Here is a 26,328-nt window from a genome sequence, read left to right as displayed (position 1 = left end):
TTTAGTAGTGTACTCTTATTTTTTGTAGTTAAGAGTAATGTCTCCTATGCGTATTTTGGCAGTACTGTCACTCACTTTACTTGATAATTTTAATACAATTATACCTGTAGAACCTGCTGTAAGCGCTGCAACTGAAGTAACATTTATGTTTGTCCAGGTAGCTGCGGTAGAAACGGGTATTGTTGCCAAAAGCGCACCTCCTGCTGCATATACGAAACCAGAAAGATTAGTTCCTGCATCTGCCCTGTAAGAAATTTGTATAGGGCTTGCAGCATCCCAGGCCGTAAAATCGCTTGGTACCGTAAAACGTAAAATTACATCGTAATCCTGAACGGTAGCCTGACCACTGGACCACTCGTAGAAATTTATCCAATCTGGCGCACCGGTATTATCAGATGTCAAAGTCCCAATATTATTAGTACCATCGGCCATTAACACACCTCCTGCATATTCAGCACTATAAACTACTTTAGCAATTGAATTAATATAAGCACCTCCGTCAGTTCCTACCTTAATAGCATTATTTGGATTTGCACTTATTACATTAAGTTCTTCAGCAGTATTAACATCTTCATCCGGGACTCCTTCTTCATCAAAATATCTAATGACACCAGTAGTATTATCTTGTGATATTCTTGTTATAGTTTCTTTTAAAATAACATCTGCGTTTGCCTCATTCTTATAAGTTCCAATATCATGTCCTGTAGTCAAAGCCCCAGTAATAGCTGTTACAGTTTCATTAATATCAACCGAATTACTTAGTTCATTTGTATAAGTTCCAATCAGATTACCTGTCGGCAAAGCACCGGATAGTGTAGTTACTGTTTCATTAGCTTTAATAGTAGCCTGATTAATGAATACACCCCTGTCGGTTCCAGGAATGATTAAATTACCAGTATCAGCACTAATGAAAGCCCCCCATTCTGTACTCACTCCAAGTGCATCTGTTCTTAAAACCTGATTTGCAGCACCATTATTAATTTTCTCCACTGTTACATTTTTATCCGCTATATCTGTAGTTTTTACTTCTCCGTCTTTAATATCCTCAGATAAAATAGTTTCGTTTAGGATTTTTGCTGTAGTAACGGCTCCGTCAATTATTTTTGGAGTAGTTACGGCATTGTCTGCTAACTGCATTACCGTAATGCCTGAATCTTTTACTAAAAATGGACTGGTGGTTGTTCCTAATCCTGCTATAGTAGATTGATCTGCAATGGCTCCAAATGCACTTTTATCCAGCCATGCCACAACGCCGGCTGCATCTGTAACCAATACTTTGTCATTTCCTCCCGAGGCTATTTTAGTTGTAGTTACCGCATTGTCAGCTAATTTAGCCGTTACAATTCCAAGGTCTTTTACCAAAAACGGACTCGCTGTGGTTCCAAGGCCCTCGATGGTTACCTGGTCGGCAATAGCGCCAAATGCACTTTTGTCTAGCCATGCCACAACACCTGCTGCATCTGTAACCAAAACTTTATCGTTTCCGCCTGAGGCAATATCTTCAGATAAAATAGTACCGTTTAAAATTTTTCCTGTAGTCACCGCATCATCTGCTAATTTTGCCGTTACAATTCCTAAATCTTTTACCAAAAACGGGCTTGCAGTAGTTCCAAGGCCCTCGATGGTTACCTGGTCCGCAATAGCGCCAAATGCACTTTTGTCCAGCCATGCCACAACACCTGCTGCATCTGTAACCAAAACTTTGTCGTTTCCGCCTGAGGCAATATCAACCGTGGCTACCTCGCCATCTTTAATGTCTTCTGATAATATAGTTTCGTTTAGAATTTTTCCAGTAGTCACAGCGTCATCTGCTAATTTGGCCGTTACAATTCCAAGGTCTTTTACCAAAAACGGGCTTGCAGTAGTTCCAAGGCCCTCGATGGTTACCTGGTCCGCAATAGCGCCAAATGCACTTTTGTCCAGCCACGCCACAACACCTGCTGCATCTGTAACCAGAACTTTGTCGTTTCCGCCTGAGGCAATATCAACCGTGGCTACCTCGCCATCTTTAATGTCTTCTGATAATATAGTTTCGTTTAGAATTTTTCCAGTAGTCACAGCGTCATCTGCTAATTTGGCCGTTACAATTCCAAGGTCTTTTACCAAAAACGGGCTTGCAGTAGTTCCAAGGCCCTCGATGGTTACCTGGTCCGCAATAGCGCCAAATGCACTTTTGTCCAGCCACGCCACAACACCTGCTGCATCCGTAACTAAAACCTGATCATTGGATCCTGGTGCTATTTTTGTAGTGGTTACGGCATTGTCAGCAATTTTAGCTGTTACAATTCCTAAATCTTTTACCAAAAACGGGCTTGCAGTAGTTCCAAGGCCCTCGATGGTTACCTGGTCCGCAATAGCGCCAAATGCACTTTTGTCCAGCCACGCCACAACACCTGCTGCATCCGTAACTAAAACCTGATCATTGGATCCTGGTGCTATTTTTGCAGTAGTTACGGCATTGTCAGCAATTTTAGCCGTTGCAATTCCTAAATCTTTTACCAAAAACGGGCTTGCAGTAGTTCCAAGGCCCTCGATGGTTACCTGGTCCGCAATAGCGCCAAATGCACTTTTATCCAGCCACGCCACAACACCTGCTGCGTCTGTAACCAGAACTTTGTCGTTTCCGCCTGAGGCAATATCTTCAGATAAAATAGTACCGTTTAAAATTTTTCCAGTAGTCACAGCGTCATCTGCTAATTTTGCCGTTACAATTCCTAAATCTTTTACCAAAAACGGGCTTGCAGTGGTTCCAAGACCCTCGATTGTAATCTGGTCCGCAATAGCGCCAAATGCACTTTTGTCCAGCCATGCCACAACTCCTGATGCATCTGTAACCAAAACTTTGTCGTTTCCGCCTGAGGCAATATCAACCGTGGCTACCTCGCCATCTTTAATGTCTTCTGATAATATAGTTTCGTTTAGAATTTTTCCAGTAGTCACAGCGTCATCTGCTAATTTTGCCGTTACAATTCCTAAATCTTTTACCAAAAACGGGCTTGAAGTGGTTCCAAGACCCTCGATTGTAACCTGGTCCGCAATAGCGCCAAATGCACTTTTGTCCAGCCATGCCACAACTCCTGATGCATCTGTAACCAAAACTTTGTCGTTTCCGCCTGAGGCAATATCAACCGTGGCTACCTCGCCATCTTTAATGTCTTCTGATAATATAGTTTCGTTTAGAATTTTTCCAGTAGTCACAGCGTCATCTGCTAATTTGGCCGTTACAATTCCAAGGTCTTTTACCAAAAACGGGCTTGCAGTAGTTCCAAGACCCTCGATGGTTACCTGGTCTGCAATAGCGCCAAATGCACTTTTGTCCAGCCACGCCACAACACCTGCTGCGTCTGTAACCAGAACTTTGTCGCTTCCGCCTGAGGCAATATCAACCGTGGCTACCTCGCCATCTTTGATGTCTTCTGATAATATAGTTTCGTTTAGAATTTTTCCAGTAGTCACCGCGTCATCTGCTAATTTGGCCGTTACAATTCCTAAATCTTTTACCAAAAACGGGCTTGCAGTAGTTCCAAGGCCCTCGATGGTTACCTGGTCCGCAATAGCGCCAAATGCACTTTTGTCCAGCCACGCCACAACACCTGCTGCATCTGTAACCAATACTTTGTCATTTCCTCCCGAGGCTATTTTAGTTGTAGTTACCGCATTGTCAGCTAATTTAGCCGTTACAATTCCAAGGTCTTTTACCAAAAACGGACTCGCTGTGGTTCCAAGGCCCTCGATGGTTACCTGGTCGGCAATAGCGCCAAATGCACTTTTGTCTAGCCATGCCACAACACCTGCTGCATCTGTAACCAAAACTTTATCGTTTCCGCCTGAGGCAATATCTTCAGATAAAATAGTACCGTTTAAAATTTTTCCTGTAGTCACCGCATCATCTGCTAATTTTGCCGTTACAATTCCTAAATCTTTTACCAAAAACGGGCTTGCAGTAGTTCCAAGGCCCTCGATGGTTACCTGGTCCGCAATAGCGCCAAATGCACTTTTGTCCAGCCATGCCACAACACCTGCTGCATCTGTAACCAAAACTTTGTCGTTTCCGCCTGAGGCAATATCAACCGTGGCTACCTCGCCATCTTTAATGTCTTCTGATAATATAGTTTCGTTTAGAATTTTTCCAGTAGTCACAGCGTCATCTGCTAATTTGGCCGTTACAATTCCAAGGTCTTTTACCAAAAACGGGCTTGCAGTAGTTCCAAGGCCCTCGATGGTTACCTGGTCCGCAATAGCGCCAAATGCACTTTTGTCCAGCCACGCCACAACACCTGCTGCGTCTGTAACCAGAACTTTGTCGTTTCCGCCTGAGGCAATATCTTCAGATAAAATAGTACCGTTTAAAATTTTTCCAGTAGTCACAGCGTCATCTGCTAATTTTGCCGTTACAATTCCTAAATCTTTTACCAAAAACGGGCTTGCAGTGGTTCCAAGACCCTCGATTGTAACCTGGTCCGCAATAGCGCCAAATGCACTTTTGTCCAGCCACGCCACAACACCTGCTGCATCTGTAACCAGAACTTTGTCGTTTCCGCCTGAGGCAATATCAACCGTGGCTACCTCGCCATCTTTAATGTCTTCTGATAATATAGTTTCGTTTAGAATTTTTCCTGTAGTCACAGCGTCATCTGCTAATTTTGCCGTTACAATTCCAAGGTCTTTTACCAAAAACGGGCTTGCAGTAGTTCCAAGGCCCTCGATGGTTACCTGGTCCGCAATAGCGCCAAATGCACTTTTGTCCAGCCACGCCACAACACCTGCTGCATCCGTAACTAAAACCTGATCATTGGATCCTGGTGCTATTTTTGCAGTAGTTACGGCATTGTCAGCAATTTTAGCCGTTACAATTCCTAAATCTTTTACCATTAAAGGACTGGTAATTGTGCCCAAACCTTCAATGGTTGTCATATCCACCACTGTCTCAAAAGAATCTTTATTTATCCACGCCACTGCACCCGATGCATCCGTAACTAAAACTTTATTAATACCTCCTGAGGCTATATCCTCAGATAATATAGTTCCATTTAAGATTTTTGCACTAGTTACAGCATCATCAGCTAGTTTAGCCGTTACGATTCCTAAATCTTTTACCATCAAAGGACTGGCAATTGTGCCCAAACCTTCAATGGTGGTCATATCCACCACTGTCTCAAAAGAATCTTTATTTATCCACGCCACTGCACCCGATGCATCCGTAACTAAAACTTTATTAACACCTCCTGAGGCTATATCCTCAGATAATATAGTTCCATTTAAGATTTTTGCACTAGTTACAGCATCATCTGCTAACTTCGCCGTTACGATTCCTAAATCTTTTACCATTAAAGGACTGGCAATTGTGCCCAAACCTTCAATGGTTGTCATATCCACCACTGTCTCAAAAGAATCTTTATTTATCCACGCCACAGCACCCGATGCATCCGTAACTAAAACTTTATTAACACCTCCTGAGGCTATATCCTCAGATAATATAGTTCCATTTAAGATTTTTGCACTAGTTACAGCATCATCAGCTAGTTTAGCCGTTACGATTCCAAGGTCTTTTACCATTAAAGGACTGGCAATTGTGCCCAAACCTTCAATGGTGGTCATATCCACCACCGTTTCAAAAGCATCCTTGTTTATCCACGCTACTGCTCCGGCTGCATCAGTAACTAAAACCTTATTACTACCACCTGAAGCAATTTTCGGTATTGTAATACCTGAGTCTTTAACCTGCACGCCATTGGCTGGATTAACCTCAAGTGTAGTATTATCTACTTTTACCTGTAGATTCATATCCGCTAAAACCGATTTATTCTGTACTCCTGAAATAGAACCGTCCGATGAAGTTACATTTTTGCCTAATTTATCTGCGCCTACAACGGCATCAAGAAAAGCTTTGCCATCAGTACCCTGGATAATTATATTTCCCGGATCAGTACTTACTGAGCTAGAGGATTGAATTGACCATCCTCCGCCTTTAAATGTATAAATTTCACCCGTAGTTTCATTAACATATATATTACCGGCAGCAGGATTAGCAGGAAAAAGAGCCGTGGGAGCTCCCGGCCCTGAACTTAGAGGTAGATCTTTTTTATTTAATAGTTTGTTCCATTGTCCGGAGGACCAATAATAAAAACCTGGAGGCATTCCGGAAACATTAGTAATATTATAAACTATCAACCCTTCTACATTCCCACTAGTTATTGTCAAATTATCTGTTAAAGAGGTCAGGTTTAACTTTGGTATTAAAAGCCCCTTATTAGAGGATACAATCTCAAGTTGAGCTGAATTATTTGGTGCTGGTGTTCCAATACCGACTTGTGCATAAACACCTGATCCAAAAAGAAAGATTATTAATCGTAATTGTTGCTTCATAATTTCAGTAGATATAATTAATAAAATAAGGTAGTAAATAAAAAAACAACAACATTTAACAAAAACAGAACAATAAATAAATGCTGTTGTAATATGAATCTTAACAATATAAAGTTAATATTTTTTTTTAATTAAATGTAATTTTAGATAAAAATATGTTAAATTAATTATTTATAAGTAATCATTTACTTAAATTTTAATTGACAGCAAAAAAAAAGAAGGTTAAAAAACAGACATCTAAATTGTTTTGTTTTTTTTAAATTGGCCAGTAATACACCATTGACAGCATTTACAGAATATTTAGAATAAATTTTTCTTAAATATTTTTAAATAAAATAAGACCTTAAAGAGATTATTAATTTTATGCTGTACTTTAAAAAATAATAAAAGATTTCATTCTGCAACAAAAATAAAACCTATAAAAAATTATCGGTGTGTTTTTTGACACAAGGCAGGTATTAAAATGTTAAAATAAAACTATTTCACCCCTTTTTATAGACAGGAACATGGAGAAAATTTATTTTCCCAAAATGTAGTGGTACGGAGAAGTCAGATTTAAAAGAACATAAAAGATTAAAATCTGCAACGAATGGGCAAAAACGATTTTTTTATGATTTGACGGCAAAGCAAATTTAATTTTCCCCAATCTTGTTACTCCTAATAACGGCAAAAAAAATATAGTACAAGGGATCCCAAAGAGTAAAAAGAGGTGTATAAACTTAATGTTTAAACACCTCAATTAAAATCTACTCTTCCAAAGTATGATTAAAGATAACCTAAATTATCTTTAATCAAAAATAAGTATTTATTTTTATAATGATAAGTGTTTTTTTATAATATTTTCTATTTATTTACAGAATTACATAAATTTCAGACAGATTTGGTCTTTAACCCTGCTTGGAATAGAAATGATCATTAAGAATAATTCTCTTTCCAAAAAAAGGCTTATGTAACTGAAGAAGTAAGCACATTCATTGATAGATCAAATCCTATCGAAAACTGCCAAACTCTATTAAATGATTTATTTTCCTTATATAATTGCCTAACCCATAGGATGGCAGACTCCAAAACTTATACCAGAATCTGAGTTTATACCTGCCCAAAAATTTACCTCTCCAGTGAAAACTATTAGGATGCACTCTTGTGAACTGACAATAAAACCATAATATTCTTCTTTGTGGGCAGCAGCTCAGCCTATTTGAGTACCGCTTAGAGATAAAAATTTTTACAGGATAAGCCTTCAACATTAAAGGCAAATTAATTTAGTTTTTGCTTTGTGAAAGAATTTTGGACTATGGTATTTAATCTAGATTGAATAGATGTGCAGCAATTGGGTTTGAATGTGCACTTATCCAGGACAAAACAGGGGCCCTGCGGCTGCCCTAGCCCCGATAGCAGTAAAAATCCTTTTGTGCCGGTCTTCGGCACAAAAGATGGAACGATAGCGGGAAAAGCTCCTAAAAAAATATTAAGCCCAAAAAATAATATTATATCCAATTGACGATGCTGACCACTCCGAATTAAATTCCGGTAGCAACTCCTAATACCCGATTAATCCGGGACCTGCAGAACTCTGCCCGCTTTTGTAGAATCAAAAAAAGAAAAAGCATTATTTTGCAAGCAGCAAACAAAAATCTCCAATGACCCAAAATAGCTGTTGGGGGTTTGCGAGCGGCATAAGTACAATGATCCTGCCGGCAGCCCACGCTGATCTAAATCGCGTTTTGGGTAGCCGCAAGTTTTATAAAGGCTGCTAAATGTGCCTGCTTTGATTTCAGAGATAATTAAAGAATCAAATAATATTTTTATCTCTACATTTAAGTGTCACCAAAGCGCAATAATGAAGATCTGGAGCACTGGTACGGCAACAGCTTATTTTTTAACGTTTATTCACAAACGGGCAACAACGAGACATTCGTTGATATTTTTAATGCTAAAAAACCAGACTTCAGGCTGCAGCTGGGAAAAATTACTGCATCAAGCTCAAACAGGTAGGTTTAATTTAGTGTGGGTTTTAAACAATTCCGCCAAAAGGCCAAGACGCAATCCATTGACAATTGGCATCCATTAAATTCTGATGCTAATGTCATTTATTGGTATTTAATTGCTATATTGCCACCCTTTATTGCAAAGTATTGACGAACTTTCAATGTAGAATAAGATCTTTAAAGAGTTCGGCCGGTAAATCTATATTTATTTTTTTATATAAATGAAGAAAACATATTTAACTACAAATAAAAATTTCATGATAAAAAACCCAGCCTTATTTATTTTGATAGTATTATTTAGCGCTATGGGGTACTGCCAAGGCGGCCCAATGATTGAATTTGAAGCTCCGGAGAATACCATAGATTGTGGTAGAGTTTCAAAAGCGGATAACCAGGTTCATTCATTTGAATTTAAAAATACCGGAGATGCCCCCTTGTTAATCACACGTGCAGAATCAACACTAAGTTCGATCGTTGTTACCAAACCTGCCGCGGCTGTTATGCCGGGTAAAAAAGGTAAAATCAGTTTTAAGTATAATAATATGGCCCCAGGTCCCATTCGTAAAACAATTACAGTGGAGAGTAATGCGGTAAATTATCCTGAGGGAAGAGTTGCTTTAAGGATTAAAGGCGAAGTGCTGTAAAAAATAAATTCATTCTTACTTTTGCTTATTTGGCCTTCAGATTTCTGGATGCCTTTTTTTATGCCTATTTTTAAGCAGCAGCATCCCGGCAATGATCCCGGAATGAAAACTTTAATTTCAATATAATATTTAAAACAAAACAGGAACATTCTACTCAATTCGAATGTTCCTGTTTAAACTAAAACAAACACAATACTATTTTAGCCTGCTTTTAAAATTTCAAAATATACAATCTATTGCCATCTCTATTAGTCCCACTGGCAGGCGATAGTGTTTTTGCTTTTATTTTATTGGCTGCATCACTCCATATACCAAAATCATCATCATTGATAATCCCGATGGTATTGGAATTAATTAGCCAGATACCTTCTAATTTATCATGCGGGTAATTGCCCAAATACTTAAACACGTCCACCGCAAGCACCTTTGAAACCGGCTTGATATTCGCTGTGGTTAATTCTTCCTACGTATTTGCCTCCAATGCTTTACCATTGACCAAATATCCGTTTTCGGCATTAAAGTCAGTACCTGAAACATCTGTCGCCCCGGTAATATCAATTTTATAGATATGCTTCATCACCGCACCATCCCCGCTAAAATTTCCATCTCTTTCTACAAGAAGAAACTGAGTGGCGCTTAAAGCCGAAATTTCAGAATTTGAATTATTATCTATTTCCTGTTTGTATAAATATTGTTTGGTTGCCCATGATGCGATATCGAAAGTCACGATTCTGGTCAATGTTTTATTTATTGCTCCTGCATTTGATGGGTTATATAAACGTGACTGCATGATTCCAACAAGTGTTTTTTCGTCCGGGGTAATCGCCAGGCCTTCCATTCCGCGGTTTGCCTAACAGCTTCAGGTTTACAATTGCTTCTGTAGGTTTAATATTTTCGTCAAAATAAGGTGTAAGCGATTGAAATAAGCTTATAATATCAGCTCGTGGCTCTATTTTGAAGATACCTTTATCGCTTATTGTACATTTTTTGGGTAATTTGGTCTTATCTATTTTGCTATAAAACTCTCTTAAAACAGCTCTGTTAAAAACGAGGGAATTCCTTTATAAGAATCATCTCCTTTGCTTTTTTTATACATAACAGCACGATGATTTCTACGAATAAATGCGCATTCACCGGCATTTATAGTAATTCTTTCCGTATCATTTTCGATGATTTGCTCCCCGGAATATAAATAGGACAATATATGTTCTGGTGCTGCTTCAACACATTTCTCTGCCTGCTCATTAAAGCAAGATAGAAAAATGCCTGCGTAGCTTATTGTTTTTAAGTTTTCGTTCTGTTGCACATCCATAAATGTTTTTATTTATTAAATCTTACAAAGGTAAATAATTAGAGATGGAATTTTATTGCTTTAAAGCTCAATTTCTATTGTTGTCAGGCTCAGATTTATTGGGCATACTTTTTTGAACCATAAACCTATTTTTGACTTTTAGTTATATTTCTCTCTTCACCCCAAAAAAAAAGTGGAGTACACAGCTTCTGTGTACTGACCTTCATCGAGTTCTAACAATAAGAAAATTTTAGATAATTAATAGTTTATTTGATATATTTCCGCAACATCAAAAACGCTTTTCATAAATAAAAACAATAAAATTTTATGGTAGATATGGAAACAGAGGAACTGATAAGGAAAGAATATAACAATGAAATTAATTTGTTTTGTTTTGCTGGAGAAGCGGTATTAATTTGTGTTGGTCATAATTGATTTCTCATTTGATAACCTAGCAAGTTCGAAGACCAATGATAGAACAGAAACTGAATATGTAACACCCTGATTTGTTCCAATTAATTTTTAATGGCAAATAACAACGGGGCAATTTTACAATTAAAAATTGTCAACTTAACTTTTTAGCCCCGATAGCAGTAAAAATCCTCCTGCGCCGGTGTTCGACGCAAAAGATTGCTTCGCCAGTTCGCTTGCGCTCGGGTGAAACGCACAGCGGGAAAAAGCTCCCAAAAGAAAGCATTAAAAATCCCCATACCACTACAAAATCGCAGGCAGACTTAAAATGAAAGCAGGAAGCGATAAAAAAATAAATCCTAATTTTGCCTTTTTACACAGATTAAAACCTGCCACTTCTGGTTTGACAGTGCTGGAGACATGAAGAAATTTGAAATTAAAAAACAAGACAGCGGCAAATGGCTGACTGGCCTTTCCATTCAATTCTGCTCATATCGGTATCCCAGAACAAGCTTTTCCTTAAGCGGCTGTATTGGGCGCTTAGGGTTTATTTTTAGAATCTTTTTCTTTTATTTTATCTATATCAAAATACACCTGAAGGATCATCAGCGTACCCTGCTCAAGGGCAAGCGCGTGTTGTATTTTCAATGCGGTAGCTGTAAGCACCGTTTTTATTGGCTTAAAAACAGTTAATCAATTTAATCGCTAATTATTTAAAGCACGGATTAAGATACAACTAATTTATCTCATTTTTATTATAACAAAAATTATAAAAACCTAACCCTAAATCAGTCACTCGATGTTTGTAGCGCCTAATCTGTTGGTAAATTTAATGCTTTTCCTTATTTTAAGTTTGTAGCAACATCGTGGCGCATTTTATTTTGAAAAAAATAAACCCTCAGCAAAATATGGCTAAAGGAAACTTAGGTTCAAGCTGTATTGCTTATTATAATTAATTTACTTAGACAGGTTCTAGTCCTGTTCCTGCCCAAAATAATAATTCTAAATATGTTTAAATCTTGTCATTTGAGTTTTGTGGCAAAATCGCAGCAAATAGTATTTTCGAAAACATGAAAACCAGAAAAATCAGGCCTTCAGAAGCTCAGGTTCGAAAGTGTATAAGAAATATTGATTAAAAAGCCGATATTTTACAACTAACTAACTAACTAACTAACTAACTAACTAACTAACTAACTAACTAACTAACTAAGACAGCTTGAGACAGCTTGAGACAGCTTGAGACAGCGAACCGAAATTTACAGCAAAAATTCTATTTCATAAAAATCAAATTATTTCGTATTTTTGAAGTATGAGTACTAAAATTCAAATAGAACAAGATTTCATAATTGACAAATTAACAGATTCCATTTTAAACACAATTTCTGGAGACAGTTTTCAAACAGAAGTTAGCAGAATGACTACAGCTGACTTGAAAAATGTAACCAAAAAGAATGGCTGGAATTTTGACTGGAAATTAGAATTCAAAGATTTACAGAAAGAAGTTTATAAACTAACAATAGTAAACAACCCATCAATTTTGCAAGGCCTTTTAAGTATCACTGTTGAACAAGACCACATTTATATGAATTTACTTGAAAGTTCTCCGTTTAATATTGGTAAAGAAAAACTTTATGAGGGTGTTGCTGGAAATTTAGTGGCTTATGCTTGTAAAGTTTCTTTCCAAAAAGGTTTTGATGGTTTTGTCGCGTTTACAGCTAAAACAAACTTAATTAAACATTACGAAGAAAATTTAGGTGCTTTTCATTTTAAAAATCAGAAAATGATTATTGAAACGGAAGCAGCAAAAAATTTAGTGAAAAAATATTTTAAATCTTAGAGAGATGAACTTAATAAAAGAACCTAAAGGGGTCGATTTTATAATTCAAAGTCCCCCATTAACTGACCCAGAACGAAAAGAAATCAGCGATTTTATTGCAAGTAGAAAATCTAAAAAAAATGTTGCGAAAAAAATTGCAAAAGGAAAAATTACGGTGAAAAAATAAAAGCCGATCACATAAAATCAGCAATGGATTTGAGCAATCAGCTTAATAGGAAGCGGTCTTCATTTGAATAATTTGCTTTACCAGCCCGTTTTCTCTGTTTGCAATCCGAAGAATAGGCTTAATTTATTTCCAAAACTTTAGTATCAGAAGGTTGTTTTAAACCTAAAAAAAGATTCAATAAATTTCCAAACCGCACAAAAAGCTTGAGAAGGCACCCTCAGGCTTTTCAATTTCATAGTGCAGATAACAGACCCCGAACCAGTGCTGGAAATCTCATTAAACCATGAGTAATCAAATAGCCACCAAATAAATCTGCCAATAAAATCAAAAACATTCTTCTGGAAAGTCCCCCTATCACCGGCCAAAACAATAATAAAAAAATCTTAAAAGAAAAAAAACACAACTAACTAACTAACTAACTAACTAACTAACTAACTAACTAACTAACTAACTAACTAACTAACTAACTAACTAACTAACTAACTAATCTTTACGGTAGTAGCTTCAAATCTCCAGTAAAAAGTAATGGTTCGAATCTCGTCAATGTCCCTCTGCATAACAAAACAAACCATTATTTAATTCCGTAAACAAATGATCATCTTTGAGTGACAAAATAAGGGAAGACTTATAGATAATTCTTCAAGACAAAATAGGGCTTCTCAGAGTCCCTAGCCCCAATAGAAGATGAAATCCTTTGCGGCGGGATTCGTCGCAAAGATTGTAAAGCATAGCGGGGAAAAGCTCCAAAAAGACAGCATTAAAGAGCCCCATACCACTGCAAAATCGCAGGCATACTTAACATGAAAGCAGGAGCGATAAAAAAATAAATCCTAATTTTGCCTTTTTACACAGATTAAAAGCTACCACCTCTGGTTTGACAGCGCAGGAGACATGAAGAAATTTAAAATTATAAAACAAGACAGCGGCAAATGGTTGGTATCCCACAATGAGGTTCCAAAGTTCACCTGCCTTTTTGAAAATAAAAAATTTAATTACCAGAGGACCATCACAGGGCTATCCGACCCATCGGGAAATCCAGAGCAGATCCATCTGCTGCAGAAAATGGAAAAGTGGCTCTCACAGCATCACGGGGAAAAAATAAACGGATAACAGCAGCTCCGGGTTCCAATGCCAGCCAAATCCGCATTACTTTAAGGTAAACGTATCTGCAAGGTTTTCCTGATCGATAAATGCCGCGATATACTGCCGGGCTTCACCGCGCTTCTCCAGGTCCGTTTCAAAGGTATTGAGATGATATTCATCGTCCTGGTCCAGGATATGGATAATCTCGATATAGCCTTTCGATATCAGACTCCCTTTGAGCTTGATCACGCTGAGCTGCTGGCGCGGGTCCAAATCTTTTCTCACCTTTAATTGTATTGCGTTTTCCATTGTGAAAGATCTGTATTTTATAATAGTGGTAATTTTCATATCAAATATAGCAATTAAGATTTCAACCTCAGCGCCTTGCACTGTCTGGAAACATCAAAATGGCTATGGCCGCAAAAGCGAATCCAGCTGGGAAAGCAGCCCGCCAAAACTGTTGGGCTTGTGAGATAGGCAAGGATGTTTTGCTGCCCGATTTTGCTCTTCATGTAATCCGCTGAGGGGGTCGAGATCATCAGTACCGGAATATCCTTCAGCCTTGCGTCATTTTTTAAGGCCCCCAGCAGCTCCAGCCCATTGATTCTGGGCATATTATAATCTAGAAAAATCAGTTCGGGCAGGTTATCCGATTCCCTGAGTCCTTCCAAGGCAGTCTGCGGACTGCTCTCCCATCGCAGCAGTATGTTTTTATTGAGCAGGTCTACCGCTTCCATAAACAGCTCGGCATCATCACGATCGTCATCGATAAGCAGAATATTTTTATATAACATGGCACATATATTTTTAAGCTCCACGGCTGCAGTTAAATACGTTTTTTAGCTGGATGCGGTTTGGCGCGGCAGGCAAAAAACATAAATCGCCTATACAGCCCCGATAAAGGTACAGTGATTTTCTGCGGAAAATGGACGGCGCCTGCTAAAAGTGAAAATTTTATAACAGTATTTAGGAATTATATAAAAACAGTAGTGCAGTGAAGATTATTTTTTACGTTTTTATAAGATTTTTCATTACCTATCTGTATCATTTTAGATTTAAATGGAGGCTGTGAGAACCCTACTGCTCCTTTTTTGTGTACTGGCTGCCTGGCGCTTCTATCCGTAGCAGCACCATGATCGTAAAGTGCTTCTTGCCATTGAAACGGAGACTTTTTGAAAGGACAGGGGCGCTGCCCTGAAAAAGGCCGCCAGCCAGTTCCCTGCCTTTGCAAAAGAAGCCGCTGATCTTCAGAAAAAGGCTCAGGCGGTATTTGGAAGGGCAGAGAAAAATGCGGAACTCTTTCTGCGGCAGCAGCTCAGTGATCCGCAGTTCAGCAGTTTTAAAAAACACATTGACTTCTTGATAAAACAGTAGCTGTGATGGAAAAGGAAATGAAAAAATACTGATCTTAATTAATAATCTCCCCCAAGAATACCAAAACCTTGCACTTAATGAAAAATCCGTACAGGAAATTATACCCCCAAAGCAGGCTTATCCGCACAGAGCCGGTTACCATCGATGATATGCCCAGCATAATGGTGCAAATAGAGGAAATTTTGGACTCTCCCAAAAATAATATGAAACTGCCTTCTCCGACAAGCTCTTCACTTTCAGGCTGCAGTATTTCTACAACAACCAAACCGCTTTTCCTTAAGGCTGATGATGCCTTGTTTTCACAGCTGGCTGATATAATCGGCGAGTTGCTCTGTGAGATAAAAACATTCCGGTCAGACAGCGGACACCTTGTAAGGTCACTGCTTTACTTTATACTGATCAAACTCAACCGGGCCTATGCATCGCATTACCTTCTGTCATCCGAAACAGAAAATAACAGCACTGCATTCAGGTTTAAAGAGCTTTTACAAAATCAAATACGCAAAACAAGAAACATAGACCATTATGCCCGGCAGCTGGGAATCAGCAGGGTTATGCTCAATAAATGCATCCAAAAGCAGTTCGGGGTCACCGTCTCTGAAATGGTAAATGAATTTATTGTCTTTGAAATAAAGTCCCTGCTGTGCTATACCAGCCTTACTGCAAATGAAATTTCTTACCAGTTAGAATTCTCCCAGGCCAATCATCTGACGCGTTTCTTCAAGGCCCAGACCGGGACTTCCCTCAAAGAATTTAGGAATGCTTATCAAAATGGTAGTTCTGTTATCTAAGCGGTAATTATTCCCTTTGGGCTGTATTGTATTTTTGTACATGAAGATATTTTCCAAAACAGTCTGTCCATGAAAAAGCACATCCGATTTACCTTTATGTTTGCCTTAATACTGTTCCCCTGCTTACTATTGGGACAGCAGCGGCAAACTATTGAACTTGCTGATTTATACAAAAAAGCAAAGCTCAAACCGGTAAACAGAGAGATTAAAATTGTTTCAAGTGACAGCGGCGCTTACCTAAAAATAGCGGAAAATAAAAAGGAGGGCCTTGTATGGCTTACTGTTAAGGACTTTAAAAACGGAACAATTGAAATTGAAATGCGCGGAAAAGACGTTTTCCAACGGAGTTTTATCGGGATTGCCTTTCACGGGACAGATGACAGCACTTATGATGCTGTCTACTGCCGTCCTTTTAATTTCGCCGCAAAAGATTCCGTCCGCAGAATTCATGCCGTGCAGTATATTTCACATCCCGATTTTACCTGGGATAGATTAAGAAAGCAGAGCAATGCGGTTTTTGAGAAAGCAATCATCAATCCGCCTGATCCCAACGGATGGTTTACAATGAAATTAGTAATTGACGCCGCAACTGTCAAAGCGTATATAAACAATGCATCCCAGCCCTCGCTGACAGTCAAAAAACGCAGCAGTAGAACATCTGGAAAAATAGGGCTCTTTACAGCAGACAGCAGCGGAGGAGACTTTAAAACCATTAGGATAAATCATAAAAAATAAAAACACTGCCCAGCCCTGTGCCGGCAGTGTCCGGCCTCTTACAAAGAACCAATTTATTGACCGCCCCGCGCCTGGTCATATCGCAAGAAAGGCCTGTTCATTTGCTCTATAAAAACAGATTAATATTATGATCAAAAGAATGCTTTTAATTATCCTTCTCCTTACTCCCTTCTCGCTGCTCCATCACAAAAGCAGGGCTTTACCATCTGGGGAAGGATTGTTGATACTGGATACAGCCCTATTGAATCATTTTGCATTAAGGTTTTCGAGCTTGATGTTTTTACAGATCAGAGAAAAATGATCCAGAATTTTTAGCTCAGGGACAATAATGGGGAATTCTTAATAAAAAATCTTCATGCGCAGACTTATCTTATTGAAATTACAGTTGAAAATTATACCCGGTACAGTATCATTAAAACAGTCCTAAACAAAAACCAATCTGCCGGAGAACTCGTTCTGCAGAATACCTGGTAAAAATAAATGAAGGCGAAACTATACCGGAATTGTGTCCTTTTGAAACTAAAACTTACCAAAATGATGCTCTGGTATGACACAGATTTTTTCATCAGCAAAGCTTAAGCCGGCCAGGTTTTTAGAAGCGACAGCTGTGAAATCTGTCTGTCGCGGACTGCGTCGCAGACAGACTATAACGGACAGCGGGAAAATGCTGCCGGAAAAATTACTGCAGGCTTAAAAAGCAATTCTCAAAAAAATACCTTCTTGAGGCCAAAAAGAAAAAACAATCTTTTCTATTTTATCCTGTAAATCAGCTGCTGAATAATCGTAAGCCAGATTGCAGTGAGCAGCATCGTTGAAGTAATTACAGCCAGTGTTATCTGATAGACATAATTTTCCACTAATTTTAAAGAAGCTGCCATGGTCATCAAAATAAAACTGAATTCCCCTATCTGCGATAAGAGTGCCCCTGCATATAAACTGTCGCGCCAGGAGTTCTTAGTCAGTTTAAAAACAATAGTATTGATCAGGCTGTTTATAAATAGCACTGAAAATGAAATTAATATAATGGTTCCTGCATTCTGGATAAAAAAATGAATATCCAACTGCAGTCCCACGGCCAGGAAAAAGAAAGCCATAAAAAATACCCTGAAAGGAATAAGGGAACTTCCCAGCCAGCGGGTTGCCTTATCATGCCCGATTAATATCCCCGACGCAAAAGCACCAAAAGCAGTGGACAAGCCAAACCATCCGCTGATCCAGGCCATTGTGAAACAGATGCTGAAGCCGATAAAGACCTGCAGTTCATGGTCAGCGGCAATCTCTTTGCGCATCGGAATTTTAAAAAGCTTTTTAGTCACAGCCCCTTTCAAAAAAAGAACCATCAATGTCCCTCCTGCGCATACTTTTATCAATTGGACTGCCGATACAGCGGCACCGGACATAAAATTCAATGCCAGCATCATGGGTATAACCAATATATCCTGCATTAATAATACACCGCAGGTAATCATGCCCAGCCGGCTTTTAATTTCGCCTGTTCTGGCCAGATACTGAAATGCAATGGCCGAACTGCTGATGCTTATTATAAAAGCAGTCAGTACAATTGTGGTCATTTTCCATCCCCCATACGATCCTATAAAATACATGCCGATAAAACTAAGCGCGATCTGAACAAATGCAATTAACAGCGGCTTGTAAAAATTACGCGTGAGATCCTGAAGGTCAATCTCGCTTCCTAAAGAAAACATCATAATAATGATCCCGATCTCACCAAGTTCTGATATCACATCAGGTTTGTGGATAATATTAAACACCTGTGGACCTAAAAGCACGCCGGCCGCTATGTAGGCAATAAAGTAAGGCTGCTTTAAACGGCGCAGCAATAAAATCATCAATAAGACAATAAGGGATAGCACAGCTATCCCTGAGAATAATTGTGACAGCATATCTTTACATTATAATCAAGAAAGCTGCCTTTAAGGGCAGCTTTCAGTAAAATTGACAAAAGTTTTACGAAATCTCTATCATTCGCGGAGCTTTTTGTTTGCTCTGCTCCAGTTTGGGTATGGACAGCAGTAAAATTCCATTTTCGTATCGGGCACGAATTTTATCTTCGTCCACGACATTTTTAGGAAGCATAAAACTTCTCTGGAAAGACTGGTAGCTGAACTCTCTGCGCGTGTAATTTTCGTCCTGTCTGTCTACCTGCTCCTGCTTAAAAGAGGAGATAAGCAGCTTTCCATCCTCAAGGGTAACCCTGAAGTCTTCCCTGTTCATGCCGGGAGCAGCAACCTCTACTTCATAATTCTGGTCCGTTTCCTTAATGTTTACAGAAGGGAGTGTGGTGCTTGTAGCTGAAAAATTGTTGTTTTCCCAATTGAAAAGATCGCGGCCAAAAACATCATCAAAAAACAAACGCTGGAAAGCCGGCACACGGCCTTCGTTTCTTTTAATAAGATTCATAACAGTAATTTTTAAAATTGTTGTACAATAAATTTTTGAACTTGCACTAAGGCGTGCAGAAGAAAAAAAACAAAAAATATGCCAGTGTCCAATTCTGACATTTTATCATAATAGATAATGAAAAAATGTCATTAAGGATTATGGGAAACTTTAATCTTACTGCCATTTGTCCCTTTGACAAGAGCATGTGCAAAATACCCCTAAATTGCTGCTGCCGAATCAGCAGCGTGCGTCTAAGTATTCCCAGCTGCCTGCTCAATATCTTCTTTTTATAAAGACCCACTGCCTGTTTCTCAGGCAGATCGGATCAAAATCCTGATCAGCGCCAGTAAAATCTGTAAAGTTGCGCTGTATGGCTTCAGCATCATGCATATACTCGCATCGCCTTGCATGCAAAGCCATCATGTCAGCAATGCTGTAGTCCGGCAGAAGCTCATGCAGATCCCAAAAATCATTCTTGCGACCCCCAAACATCACGACATCAAGTTTCATGGCTATAATATCCTCAACACTTGCCATACGCACTCCATCCATCTCTAGAGCCGGATCAAGGAATTTCTCATTACTATAGTAAATATCCAATTTGATGGTATTTTCAGCATCAGTGCCTATCAGGTAGGATTTTCCAAAGGAAGCTATCCCTCCAAAATTGGGGTCTACATAATGGAAATGTCCTAGAAGATAGCTTTCAATTGCATCGAAATCAACTGTACTGTAATCCTGATCTGTAAAAAGGTCGATATCAATAGACATTCAATGCCCCCTGTGAAGACTCAGCGCTGTGCCTCCGACCAGCCTGAAACTACTGAATTCCGGCGCCTGCATTAAATCCAGCAGGCATTGCCTTAGCAGCCCATTAACCGTTTCCCAGTGCATCATTATTTTTTCATTTTTCATTTCTGCGAAACGGGCGCATCATTTCGTTTTTTTCTTTTAATTGGACTTATGCTTTCCGGCTTTAAATCTTTTGCGGCATTTAGCACCTTATTTTTAGGATCAAACCTATAATGCAGTTTTTTCGCTCTCAAATCCATTTTGGCATGCGCTGCATTAAGAACAGTCCGGATTTCAAGAGATCCATAAAATTTTACAATTTCTTTTTTCTCCCCTATATTCCCGCGTTCAAAAATCCTGTTGATTACTGCTGCTGATTGGCTTTTCCATTGTATCTTATTAATATCGGTATCCCAAAATAGACTTTTCCTTAAACGCTCGGTATTAGGTGTCTGAAGTTTTTTTTCCGTATCTTTTTCTTTTATTTTTTGTATATCAAAATAAACCTGAAGAATCATCAGGGTACCCTCTTCAAGTGCAAGCGCGTGTTCTATTTTCAAAGCTGTAGCTGTATTTAAGCTTCGTTTTCCTTTTAGTATGGCATTGATTGTCTGAGGAAATTCACCTATTGAAATGGCAAAAGGACGCTGTGCCATATTGCGTTTATCCAGTTCTCGTTTAAGTACGGTCCCTGGATGCAGTCCTTTGTATTTCTCATATTTTGGTTCCATAGTGCAAATGTAAACAAATTTGTTTACATAAAAAGATAATGAACTGTTAATTCATTTTTAGTGGCCACCCATCTCCGATATAATGCCTTTACCAAGAAAAAATCAATTTTCTATTTTAGACTTCATACTGTTTCTTCTACAAAAAGCTAAGATAAATTTTATAGTTTTTATCCTCCACAATTTTGGTACATTGTGATGGAGTTGCGTTCAATTTGCCGCAAAAGTTAAGGAGGTTTTAATAATAAGTCCTTAATGATTTGTTTTTCTAATGAAGCGAAATGTTGGTTTATTTCTTTATCGATAAAGTTCGAATCGTGCTCTATTTGAAAGAGATTAAATAGCATCAAATCAAGAAATTCGAAAGAAAAGCCGTATTTGTCTTTTAGACAGCGGATCGCTTTGCATTAGATGGTTTTGATGATGCATTGGAGCAATATAAGTATTCCTGACGTCTATTTATTTCGGTTATGATTAAATTTCAATGCGTCTGATTCGATTTCCTGAATGGTTTTCTTTTTTTCTTTAGAAATCCATTCCAAAAGTTCTTCTTCAAAAAAATAAAGTTTTTTACCATACTTATAGCACGGAATTTTTCTCTGCCTTACAAGAGCGTAAATTGTTGGCTTTGCTTTCCCTATTAGCCGGCTTGCTTCTTCAATGCCCATAGGAATGGTTTTTTCTTTAGATTCATATACCTGCACATTCTGAATCATAAGTTTAATCTCAGCAATTTCTTGCACTAAGTGCGCTACTGCTTTGGGCAGGTTCTCAAAAGAGATTTCGTTTGTGTCCATAACTGTCGTTTTAATAGTTATGGTGCAAATGAAAAAAGTGTTTCTGCTGTGTCCTTCTTCACAGCAGAAACACCTGAAAAACACAGTGATTTACAAGTATCGGCATTTAAAAATCTGTAAGATCTTCCATAATCTTTATAAGCCCTTTCTGTTCATCATCTTTCAGATGCGTTTTAATGCTTTTCTGCTCAACATCTTTTAAAGCGTCGGCAAAAGTCAGTTTTAAAAATTGTGCGGCTCTGTCCTGTCTGCTGGCTTTAAAACAATTCCAGATATTCCAGCCAAAATGATACAGATCCAGATTGGACAGATCTTTTACTTTTACCGGTTTAATCTTTTCAAAATTTATGCCTTCAGCATATATAATTATGTTGCTGCCCAATTGCTCCAGATCATCATCCGACATGTAAAGCGCGAACTCCTGCTGCGCATATCTCACGGCGATATCAATTCTGGCCTGTTTTTGATTTCTGGCTGCATTTTGCCGCTCCTTCCTTATCTGCTCAATATCAAGGGCTGAATTTTTATTTTCAGGCATTTCCGGCTTAATTAAAGCATCCTCTCGCTCCTCTTCTATTTTTACCAGGTCCTCACTTGTAATGCGGCTTTCAAGCGATTGCTTTTTTTCAGCCTTCAAAAAACGATTCACCAATCTCTCAGCCAAATCGTTTAGAAACAGGCTTAGAATTGCAAACATTAAAACTCCAAATCCAGTGCTGATCCAAAAGAAAACACCGGCCGTATATTCATCCGCACCTTTTTCCAGCAGCACCAGTCTTCCGATTACACCGACAAAGACACAGACTAAAAAAACAGACAGATAAACTGTAATATATTCGAAGTACTTTATTTTCATTGCGCTCTTTTCTTTAAAGATTCCAATTGTATTGCCTGCGAAGCTCTGTTTTTCTTCTCATCTATTACCTTGGCGTAGATTTGAGTAGTTTTTACGTTGGTATGCCCCAGCATTTTACTGACCGTATAGATGTCTGTCCCGCTGGACAGCTGCAGTGTTGCAAATGTATGGCGGAAGCAGTGGAAGGTTATGTTTTTTTTAATGCCTGCAGATTCAACCCATTTTTTCAGAGGGCGTGAAATCCACGACGGATCCGGCAGATCCTCAAAAACAAGCTGCCCGGGAAGCCTTGGCTCTCCGCAGAGCTGCAAAGCCTGCTCAGAAATAGGCATATATTCGACACCCCTTGTTTTTTTCTGGGTGAAATGCAGTTTGGCCATGTCGTCTTCCAGGCTTATCTCTTTCCAGCGGAGTTTCTGAATGTCGGAATGCCGCAGGCCGGTAAGCGCTGAGAAAAGCGCGGCTCTTTTAAGGACATCTTTTTCGCAGGGCGTTTCAGCCAGCACGTTCAATTCTTTAATGGTAAGATATTCGCGTCTTGATTCCTGCTCAGGTATGCCTTTTATTTTTGAAGACAAATCAACGGTTAGATACCCGTCGATAAAAGCCTGTTTCAAAGCGGCTTTAAATATGGAAAAATACCTTGCTGCAGTGTTACGGGAAAGTATTCCTTTTTTGCCTCCTCCGAGCGGCGCAGCCAGCAGAAACAGCTTAAAATCTTCCGCCATTCGGCCGTCAATCTGGGAAAACATCAGCCTGCCTTTGGAATAGATTTTTAAAAACTCTCCGGTCCGCTCCCAATTGATCATAATGGATTTTGAACTTCGGGCGTGCCTTTTAGCCGCCACAGCTGCAATGTATTTGATAAAATCCTCTTTTGCTTTTTCTTTCTGTTCAGCCAGCAGGTTCTCAGCATCACTGTACAGATCTGTATTATCGTATTCTTTCTGCCTGATTTTACGCACTCCGTCGGCATAGAGCATAATTTCACGGTCGATTTCGCTTCTGGTGATTATTATTCCGTTATCGCTGCGTCTGGGCTTATAGGATTTTATGCCCTGCGCATCTGTACGGGCGGTTCTCTGCTTGTCCCACTCCACGGTTTTTACGGTTCTGTTTAAGTATTCACGGATTCTCTGTGGCGTTTTCTTTCCAGAAACCTCAACAGGATAGCTTTCTATGTAGACATACCATTCCTCTCGGTCTTCTGCTTTTCGAAGACGCACAGTCACCTTGGTTTTTGCTAATTGTTTCATATAAAATCATTTCCGTTATACAAGTTATCAATTTCGCTTTTTGGAGCATATACATACTTTCCGATCTGCCTGGTAGGTATTGAATATTTCCTGATATGGCTGTAGACAGAACCTTCAGATATCTGAAATCTCTCAGCTATTTCGCCGATGGAATAGCAGTCTTCTTTCTCAAGGCTGTATAATTTTTTCTTCGGTGCGCTTTCATCCTGCCGCAGGCTGCGGGCAGGGCCAAACATCCTTTCCATAATGCTCCGGTCTATCCGTACAAGGCGGGTTCCCAGATTAACTGAAGGAATTTTTCCCTGATCGACAAACCTGTAAAGGGTTCTTTTTGCTATGCCAAAAAGCATGCCAGCTTCCGGGACAGAAAGAAATGCCCTATCCTGCGGTATTTTCTCGATCATCGCTTTGATGTCTGCTTCATTTTGAAGCTGCTTCATCTTCTGCTTGTATGCTTTTTTGCTGCATTTTGGCGAGCAGTAGATAGAAGTTACGGTCTTGGGCAGAAACACTTCCCCGCATACAAGACATTGTTTATTTATTCTTTTCATCCCCTTTATCCTCAATTTAAGTGCCATAAGTGTACATAAGTGCCACATTATCGCCTATTAAGTGCCGGTACAAATATGGTACAAATATATGATAAAAAACGATTAAAAAATAGTAGAAACAAAAATGCATAAAAAAGAAAAACCGCTGTAAACTTTACGTTTACAGCGGTTTAACACTTATTGTTAACTGATGTTAATCAGTACTTATTTGACTTCTTCGAATTCAACGTCTTCAACATTGTCTCCAGATTGCTCTTGTTGTGGAGCAGCTTGTTGACCTTGTTCACCACCTTGAGCGTACATTGCTTCTGTAGCTGTTTTCCAAGCTGCATTTACATTGTCTAATCCTTTTTGGATTGCCTCAAGATCTTGAGATTGGTGAGCAAATCTTAATTCAGTTAAAGCAAATTCGATAGCTGTTTTTTGATCGTCTGTTAATTTATCTCCCAATTCTTTCAATTGACTTTCAGTTTGGAAAATAGTACTATCAGCTTCGTTCAATTTCTCAGCTCTTTCTTTTGCAATTCTGTCAGCATCAGCGTTAGCTTCAGCATCTTTTTTCATTTTTTCGATTTCTTCAGCTGTTAATCCAGAAGAAGCTTCGATACGGATATCGTGAGATTTTCCAGTTCCTTTATCAGTTGCAGATACTTTGATAATACCATTAGCATCGATATCGAAAGTTACTTCGATTTGAGGAACTCCTCTTGGTGCTGGTGGGATACCATCTAAGTGGAAACGACCAATAGTTTTGTTATCAGCAGCCATAGCTCTTTCTCCTTGTAATACGTGGATTTCAACAGATGGTTGAGAATCAGCAGCAGTAGAGAATACTTGAGATTTTTTAGTTGGAATAGTTGTGTTAGACTCGATTAATTTAGTCAATACACCACCCATAGTTTCGATACCTAAAGAAAGAGGTGTTACGTCAAGTAACAATACATCTTTTACATCTCCAGATAAAACTCCACCTTGAATAGCAGCTCCAATAGCAACAACCTCATCAGGGTTAACACCTTTAGAAGCTTTTTTACCGAAGAATTTTTCAACTTCGTCAGCGATTCTTGGCATACGAGTAGAACCTCCTACAAGGATTACTTCGTCGATATCAGATGTAGATAAACCTGCATCTTTTAATGCTTTAGCAACTGGCTCCATAGAACGTTTTACTAAAGTATCAGATAATTGCTCAAATTTAGCTCTAGATAATTTTTTCACTAAGTGTTTTGGTCCAGAAGCAGTAGCAGTTACGTATGGTAAGTTGATTTCTGTTTCAGCAGAAGATGATAATTCAATCTTAGCTTTCTCAGCAGCTTCTTTTAAACGTTGTAATGACATTGGATCTAAACGTAAATCAATACCTTCTTCAGATTTGAATTCGTCAGCTAACCAGTCAATAATAACCTGGTCAAAATCATCACCACCTAAGTGAGTATCACCATTTGTAGATAATACTTCAAATACACCATCACCTAATTCAAGAACAGAGATATCAAAAGTACCTCCACCTAAATCGTAAACAGCAATTTTTTGATCAGTTCCTTTTTTATCTAATCCGTAAGCAAGTGCAGCAGCAGTTGGCTCATTGATGATACGCATAACTTTAAGACCAGCAATTTCACCAGCTTCTTTAGTAGCTTGACGTTGTGCATCGTTAAAGTAAGCAGGAACAGTAATAACCGCTTCAGTTACAGTTTGACCTAAATAGTCTTCAGCAGTTTTTTTCATTTTTTGAAGTGTCATTGCAGACAACTCCTGAGCAGTGTATAAACGACCATCAATATCCACACGTGGAGTATTGTTGTCACCTTTTACAACACTGTAAGGAACTCTTTTTGCCTCATCTTGAGTTTCAGCAAAAGTATGTCCCATAAAACGTTTAATAGAAGCAATCGTTTTTGTAGGATTCGTTACTGCTTGTCTTTTTGCAGGATCCCCTACTTTAATTTCGCCACCTTCAACAAAAGCGATGATAGATGGAGTCGTTCTTTTTCCTTCTGCATTAGGGATAACAACTGCTTCGTTACCTTCCATTACAGAAACACAAGAGTTCGTCGTACCTAAGTCAATTCCGATTATTTTACCCATTTTTTATATATTTAATTTTGATTTAATTTTCATAACTCACGTGGCATAAGTCAATCTTTGTGCCAAGATAAAAAACCAAAGTAAATTGTCAGTTTTAATATTGGCACAACAATAATCATCTGACAACATGACATTTTTCAAGACTGACAACCATGGCATAAATCTATAAAT

21 protein-coding genes are annotated in these 26,328 nt (G+C 38.7%); 6 read left to right on the top strand and 15 right to left on the bottom strand.

Annotation, left to right across the window (positions count from 1 at the left end):
- Positions 1-15 precede the first annotated feature (15 nt).
- The gene (locus NLJ00_RS14210; RefSeq protein WP_256634221.1) at positions 16-6,366 is read right to left on the bottom strand and encodes a hypothetical protein; all 6,351 of its coding nucleotides are present in this window, start codon (positions 6,364-6,366) and stop codon (positions 16-18) included.
- 2,248 nt (positions 6,367-8,614) lie between these two features.
- Between NLJ00_RS14210 and NLJ00_RS14205 the strand changes: the two genes are divergently transcribed.
- Entirely contained in the window at positions 8,615-8,998 is a 384-nt protein-coding gene (locus NLJ00_RS14205; RefSeq protein ID WP_408611649.1) for a DUF1573 domain-containing protein, read from the top strand.
- A 463-nt stretch (positions 8,999-9,461) separates the two neighbouring features.
- On the opposite strand, the gene NLJ00_RS14200 is transcribed toward NLJ00_RS14205, so the two are convergent.
- A complete protein-coding gene (locus NLJ00_RS14200; RefSeq protein WP_256634219.1) occupies positions 9,462-9,836 on the bottom strand; it encodes an esterase-like activity of phytase family protein in 375 nt (124 codons plus the stop codon).
- Positions 9,837-10,025: 189 nt separating this feature from the next.
- A complete protein-coding gene (locus tag NLJ00_RS14195; RefSeq protein ID WP_256634218.1) occupies positions 10,026-10,310 on the bottom strand; it encodes a hypothetical protein in 285 nt (94 codons plus the stop codon).
- Positions 10,311-12,009: 1,699 nt separating this feature from the next.
- Between NLJ00_RS14195 and NLJ00_RS14190 the strand changes: the two genes are divergently transcribed.
- From NLJ00_RS14190 to NLJ00_RS14180, 3 genes are all read left to right on the top strand, one after another.
- Complete coding sequence (locus NLJ00_RS14190) at positions 12,010-12,537, top strand: hypothetical protein (protein WP_256634217.1); 528 nt, start codon at positions 12,010-12,012, stop codon at positions 12,535-12,537.
- A gap of 4 nt (positions 12,538-12,541) precedes the next feature.
- The gene (locus tag NLJ00_RS14185; RefSeq protein WP_256634216.1) at positions 12,542-12,703 is read left to right on the top strand and encodes a hypothetical protein; all 162 of its coding nucleotides are present in this window, start codon (positions 12,542-12,544) and stop codon (positions 12,701-12,703) included.
- 891 nt (positions 12,704-13,594) lie between these two features.
- Positions 13,595-13,813 carry a hypothetical protein gene (locus NLJ00_RS14180; protein WP_256634215.1) on the top strand — a complete coding sequence of 73 codons (219 nt, stop codon included), beginning with the start codon at positions 13,595-13,597 and terminating at the stop codon, positions 13,811-13,813.
- A 36-nt stretch (positions 13,814-13,849) separates the two neighbouring features.
- Here the strand turns inward: NLJ00_RS14180 and NLJ00_RS14175 are convergent, their stop codons facing one another.
- The 3 genes from NLJ00_RS14175 to NLJ00_RS14165 form a co-directional block, all read right to left on the bottom strand.
- Positions 13,850-14,095, bottom strand: coding sequence for a hypothetical protein (locus tag NLJ00_RS14175; protein WP_256634214.1), 246 nt, complete (start codon positions 14,093-14,095; stop codon positions 13,850-13,852).
- A 53-nt stretch (positions 14,096-14,148) separates the two neighbouring features.
- Complete coding sequence (locus tag NLJ00_RS14170) at positions 14,149-14,580, bottom strand: response regulator (RefSeq protein ID WP_256634213.1); 432 nt, start codon at positions 14,578-14,580, stop codon at positions 14,149-14,151.
- Positions 14,581-14,863: 283 nt separating this feature from the next.
- Positions 14,864-15,136 carry a hypothetical protein gene (locus tag NLJ00_RS14165; RefSeq protein WP_256634212.1) on the bottom strand — a complete coding sequence of 91 codons (273 nt, stop codon included), beginning with the start codon at positions 15,134-15,136 and terminating at the stop codon, positions 14,864-14,866.
- Between the two features lie 101 nt (positions 15,137-15,237).
- Here NLJ00_RS14165 and NLJ00_RS14160 point away from each other — a divergent pair, with 101 nt between their 5' ends.
- A complete protein-coding gene (locus tag NLJ00_RS14160) occupies positions 15,238-15,951 on the top strand; it encodes a helix-turn-helix domain-containing protein (RefSeq protein ID WP_256634211.1) in 714 nt (237 codons plus the stop codon).
- A gap of 69 nt (positions 15,952-16,020) precedes the next feature.
- The gene (locus tag NLJ00_RS14155; protein ID WP_256634210.1) at positions 16,021-16,686 is read left to right on the top strand and encodes a family 16 glycoside hydrolase; all 666 of its coding nucleotides are present in this window, start codon (positions 16,021-16,023) and stop codon (positions 16,684-16,686) included.
- Between the two features lie 749 nt (positions 16,687-17,435).
- On the opposite strand, the gene NLJ00_RS14150 is transcribed toward NLJ00_RS14155, so the two are convergent.
- The 9 genes from NLJ00_RS14150 to dnaK form a co-directional block, all read right to left on the bottom strand.
- Entirely contained in the window at positions 17,436-18,590 is a 1,155-nt protein-coding gene (locus NLJ00_RS14150; protein ID WP_256634209.1) for a cation:proton antiporter domain-containing protein, read from the bottom strand.
- A 64-nt stretch (positions 18,591-18,654) separates the two neighbouring features.
- Positions 18,655-19,107: an Hsp20/alpha crystallin family protein gene (locus NLJ00_RS14145; RefSeq protein ID WP_256634208.1), complete on the bottom strand. Its 453-nt coding sequence runs from the start codon at positions 19,105-19,107 to the stop codon at positions 18,655-18,657.
- A 255-nt stretch (positions 19,108-19,362) separates the two neighbouring features.
- Positions 19,363-19,860 carry a nucleotidyl transferase AbiEii/AbiGii toxin family protein gene (locus NLJ00_RS14140; RefSeq protein WP_256634207.1) on the bottom strand — a complete coding sequence of 166 codons (498 nt, stop codon included), beginning with the start codon at positions 19,858-19,860 and terminating at the stop codon, positions 19,363-19,365.
- Between the two features lie 140 nt (positions 19,861-20,000).
- Entirely contained in the window at positions 20,001-20,612 is a 612-nt protein-coding gene (locus NLJ00_RS14135; protein WP_256634206.1) for a helix-turn-helix transcriptional regulator, read from the bottom strand.
- 452 nt (positions 20,613-21,064) lie between these two features.
- Positions 21,065-21,406 carry a helix-turn-helix domain-containing protein gene (locus tag NLJ00_RS14130; protein WP_256634205.1) on the bottom strand — a complete coding sequence of 114 codons (342 nt, stop codon included), beginning with the start codon at positions 21,404-21,406 and terminating at the stop codon, positions 21,065-21,067.
- A 106-nt stretch (positions 21,407-21,512) separates the two neighbouring features.
- Complete coding sequence (locus NLJ00_RS14125; RefSeq protein WP_256634204.1) at positions 21,513-22,262, bottom strand: hypothetical protein; 750 nt, start codon at positions 22,260-22,262, stop codon at positions 21,513-21,515.
- Entirely contained in the window at positions 22,259-23,518 is a 1,260-nt protein-coding gene (locus tag NLJ00_RS14120) for a site-specific integrase (protein WP_256634203.1), read from the bottom strand. The genes NLJ00_RS14125 and NLJ00_RS14120 overlap by 4 nt, the downstream gene beginning before the upstream one ends.
- Complete coding sequence (locus NLJ00_RS14115; protein ID WP_256634202.1) at positions 23,515-24,069, bottom strand: helix-turn-helix domain-containing protein; 555 nt, start codon at positions 24,067-24,069, stop codon at positions 23,515-23,517. Before NLJ00_RS14115 ends, NLJ00_RS14120 begins: the two co-directional genes overlap by 4 nt.
- Positions 24,070-24,273: 204 nt before the next feature.
- The gene (gene dnaK, locus NLJ00_RS14110) at positions 24,274-26,157 is read right to left on the bottom strand and encodes a molecular chaperone DnaK (protein WP_053473507.1); all 1,884 of its coding nucleotides are present in this window, start codon (positions 26,155-26,157) and stop codon (positions 24,274-24,276) included.
- Positions 26,158-26,328 lie beyond the last annotated feature (171 nt).

The organism is Flavobacterium panici (genome assembly GCF_024499525.1).
Taxonomy (GTDB): domain Bacteria; phylum Bacteroidota; class Bacteroidia; order Flavobacteriales; family Flavobacteriaceae; genus Flavobacterium; species Flavobacterium panici.
This window is presented reverse-complemented; position numbering and strand designations above follow the sequence as displayed.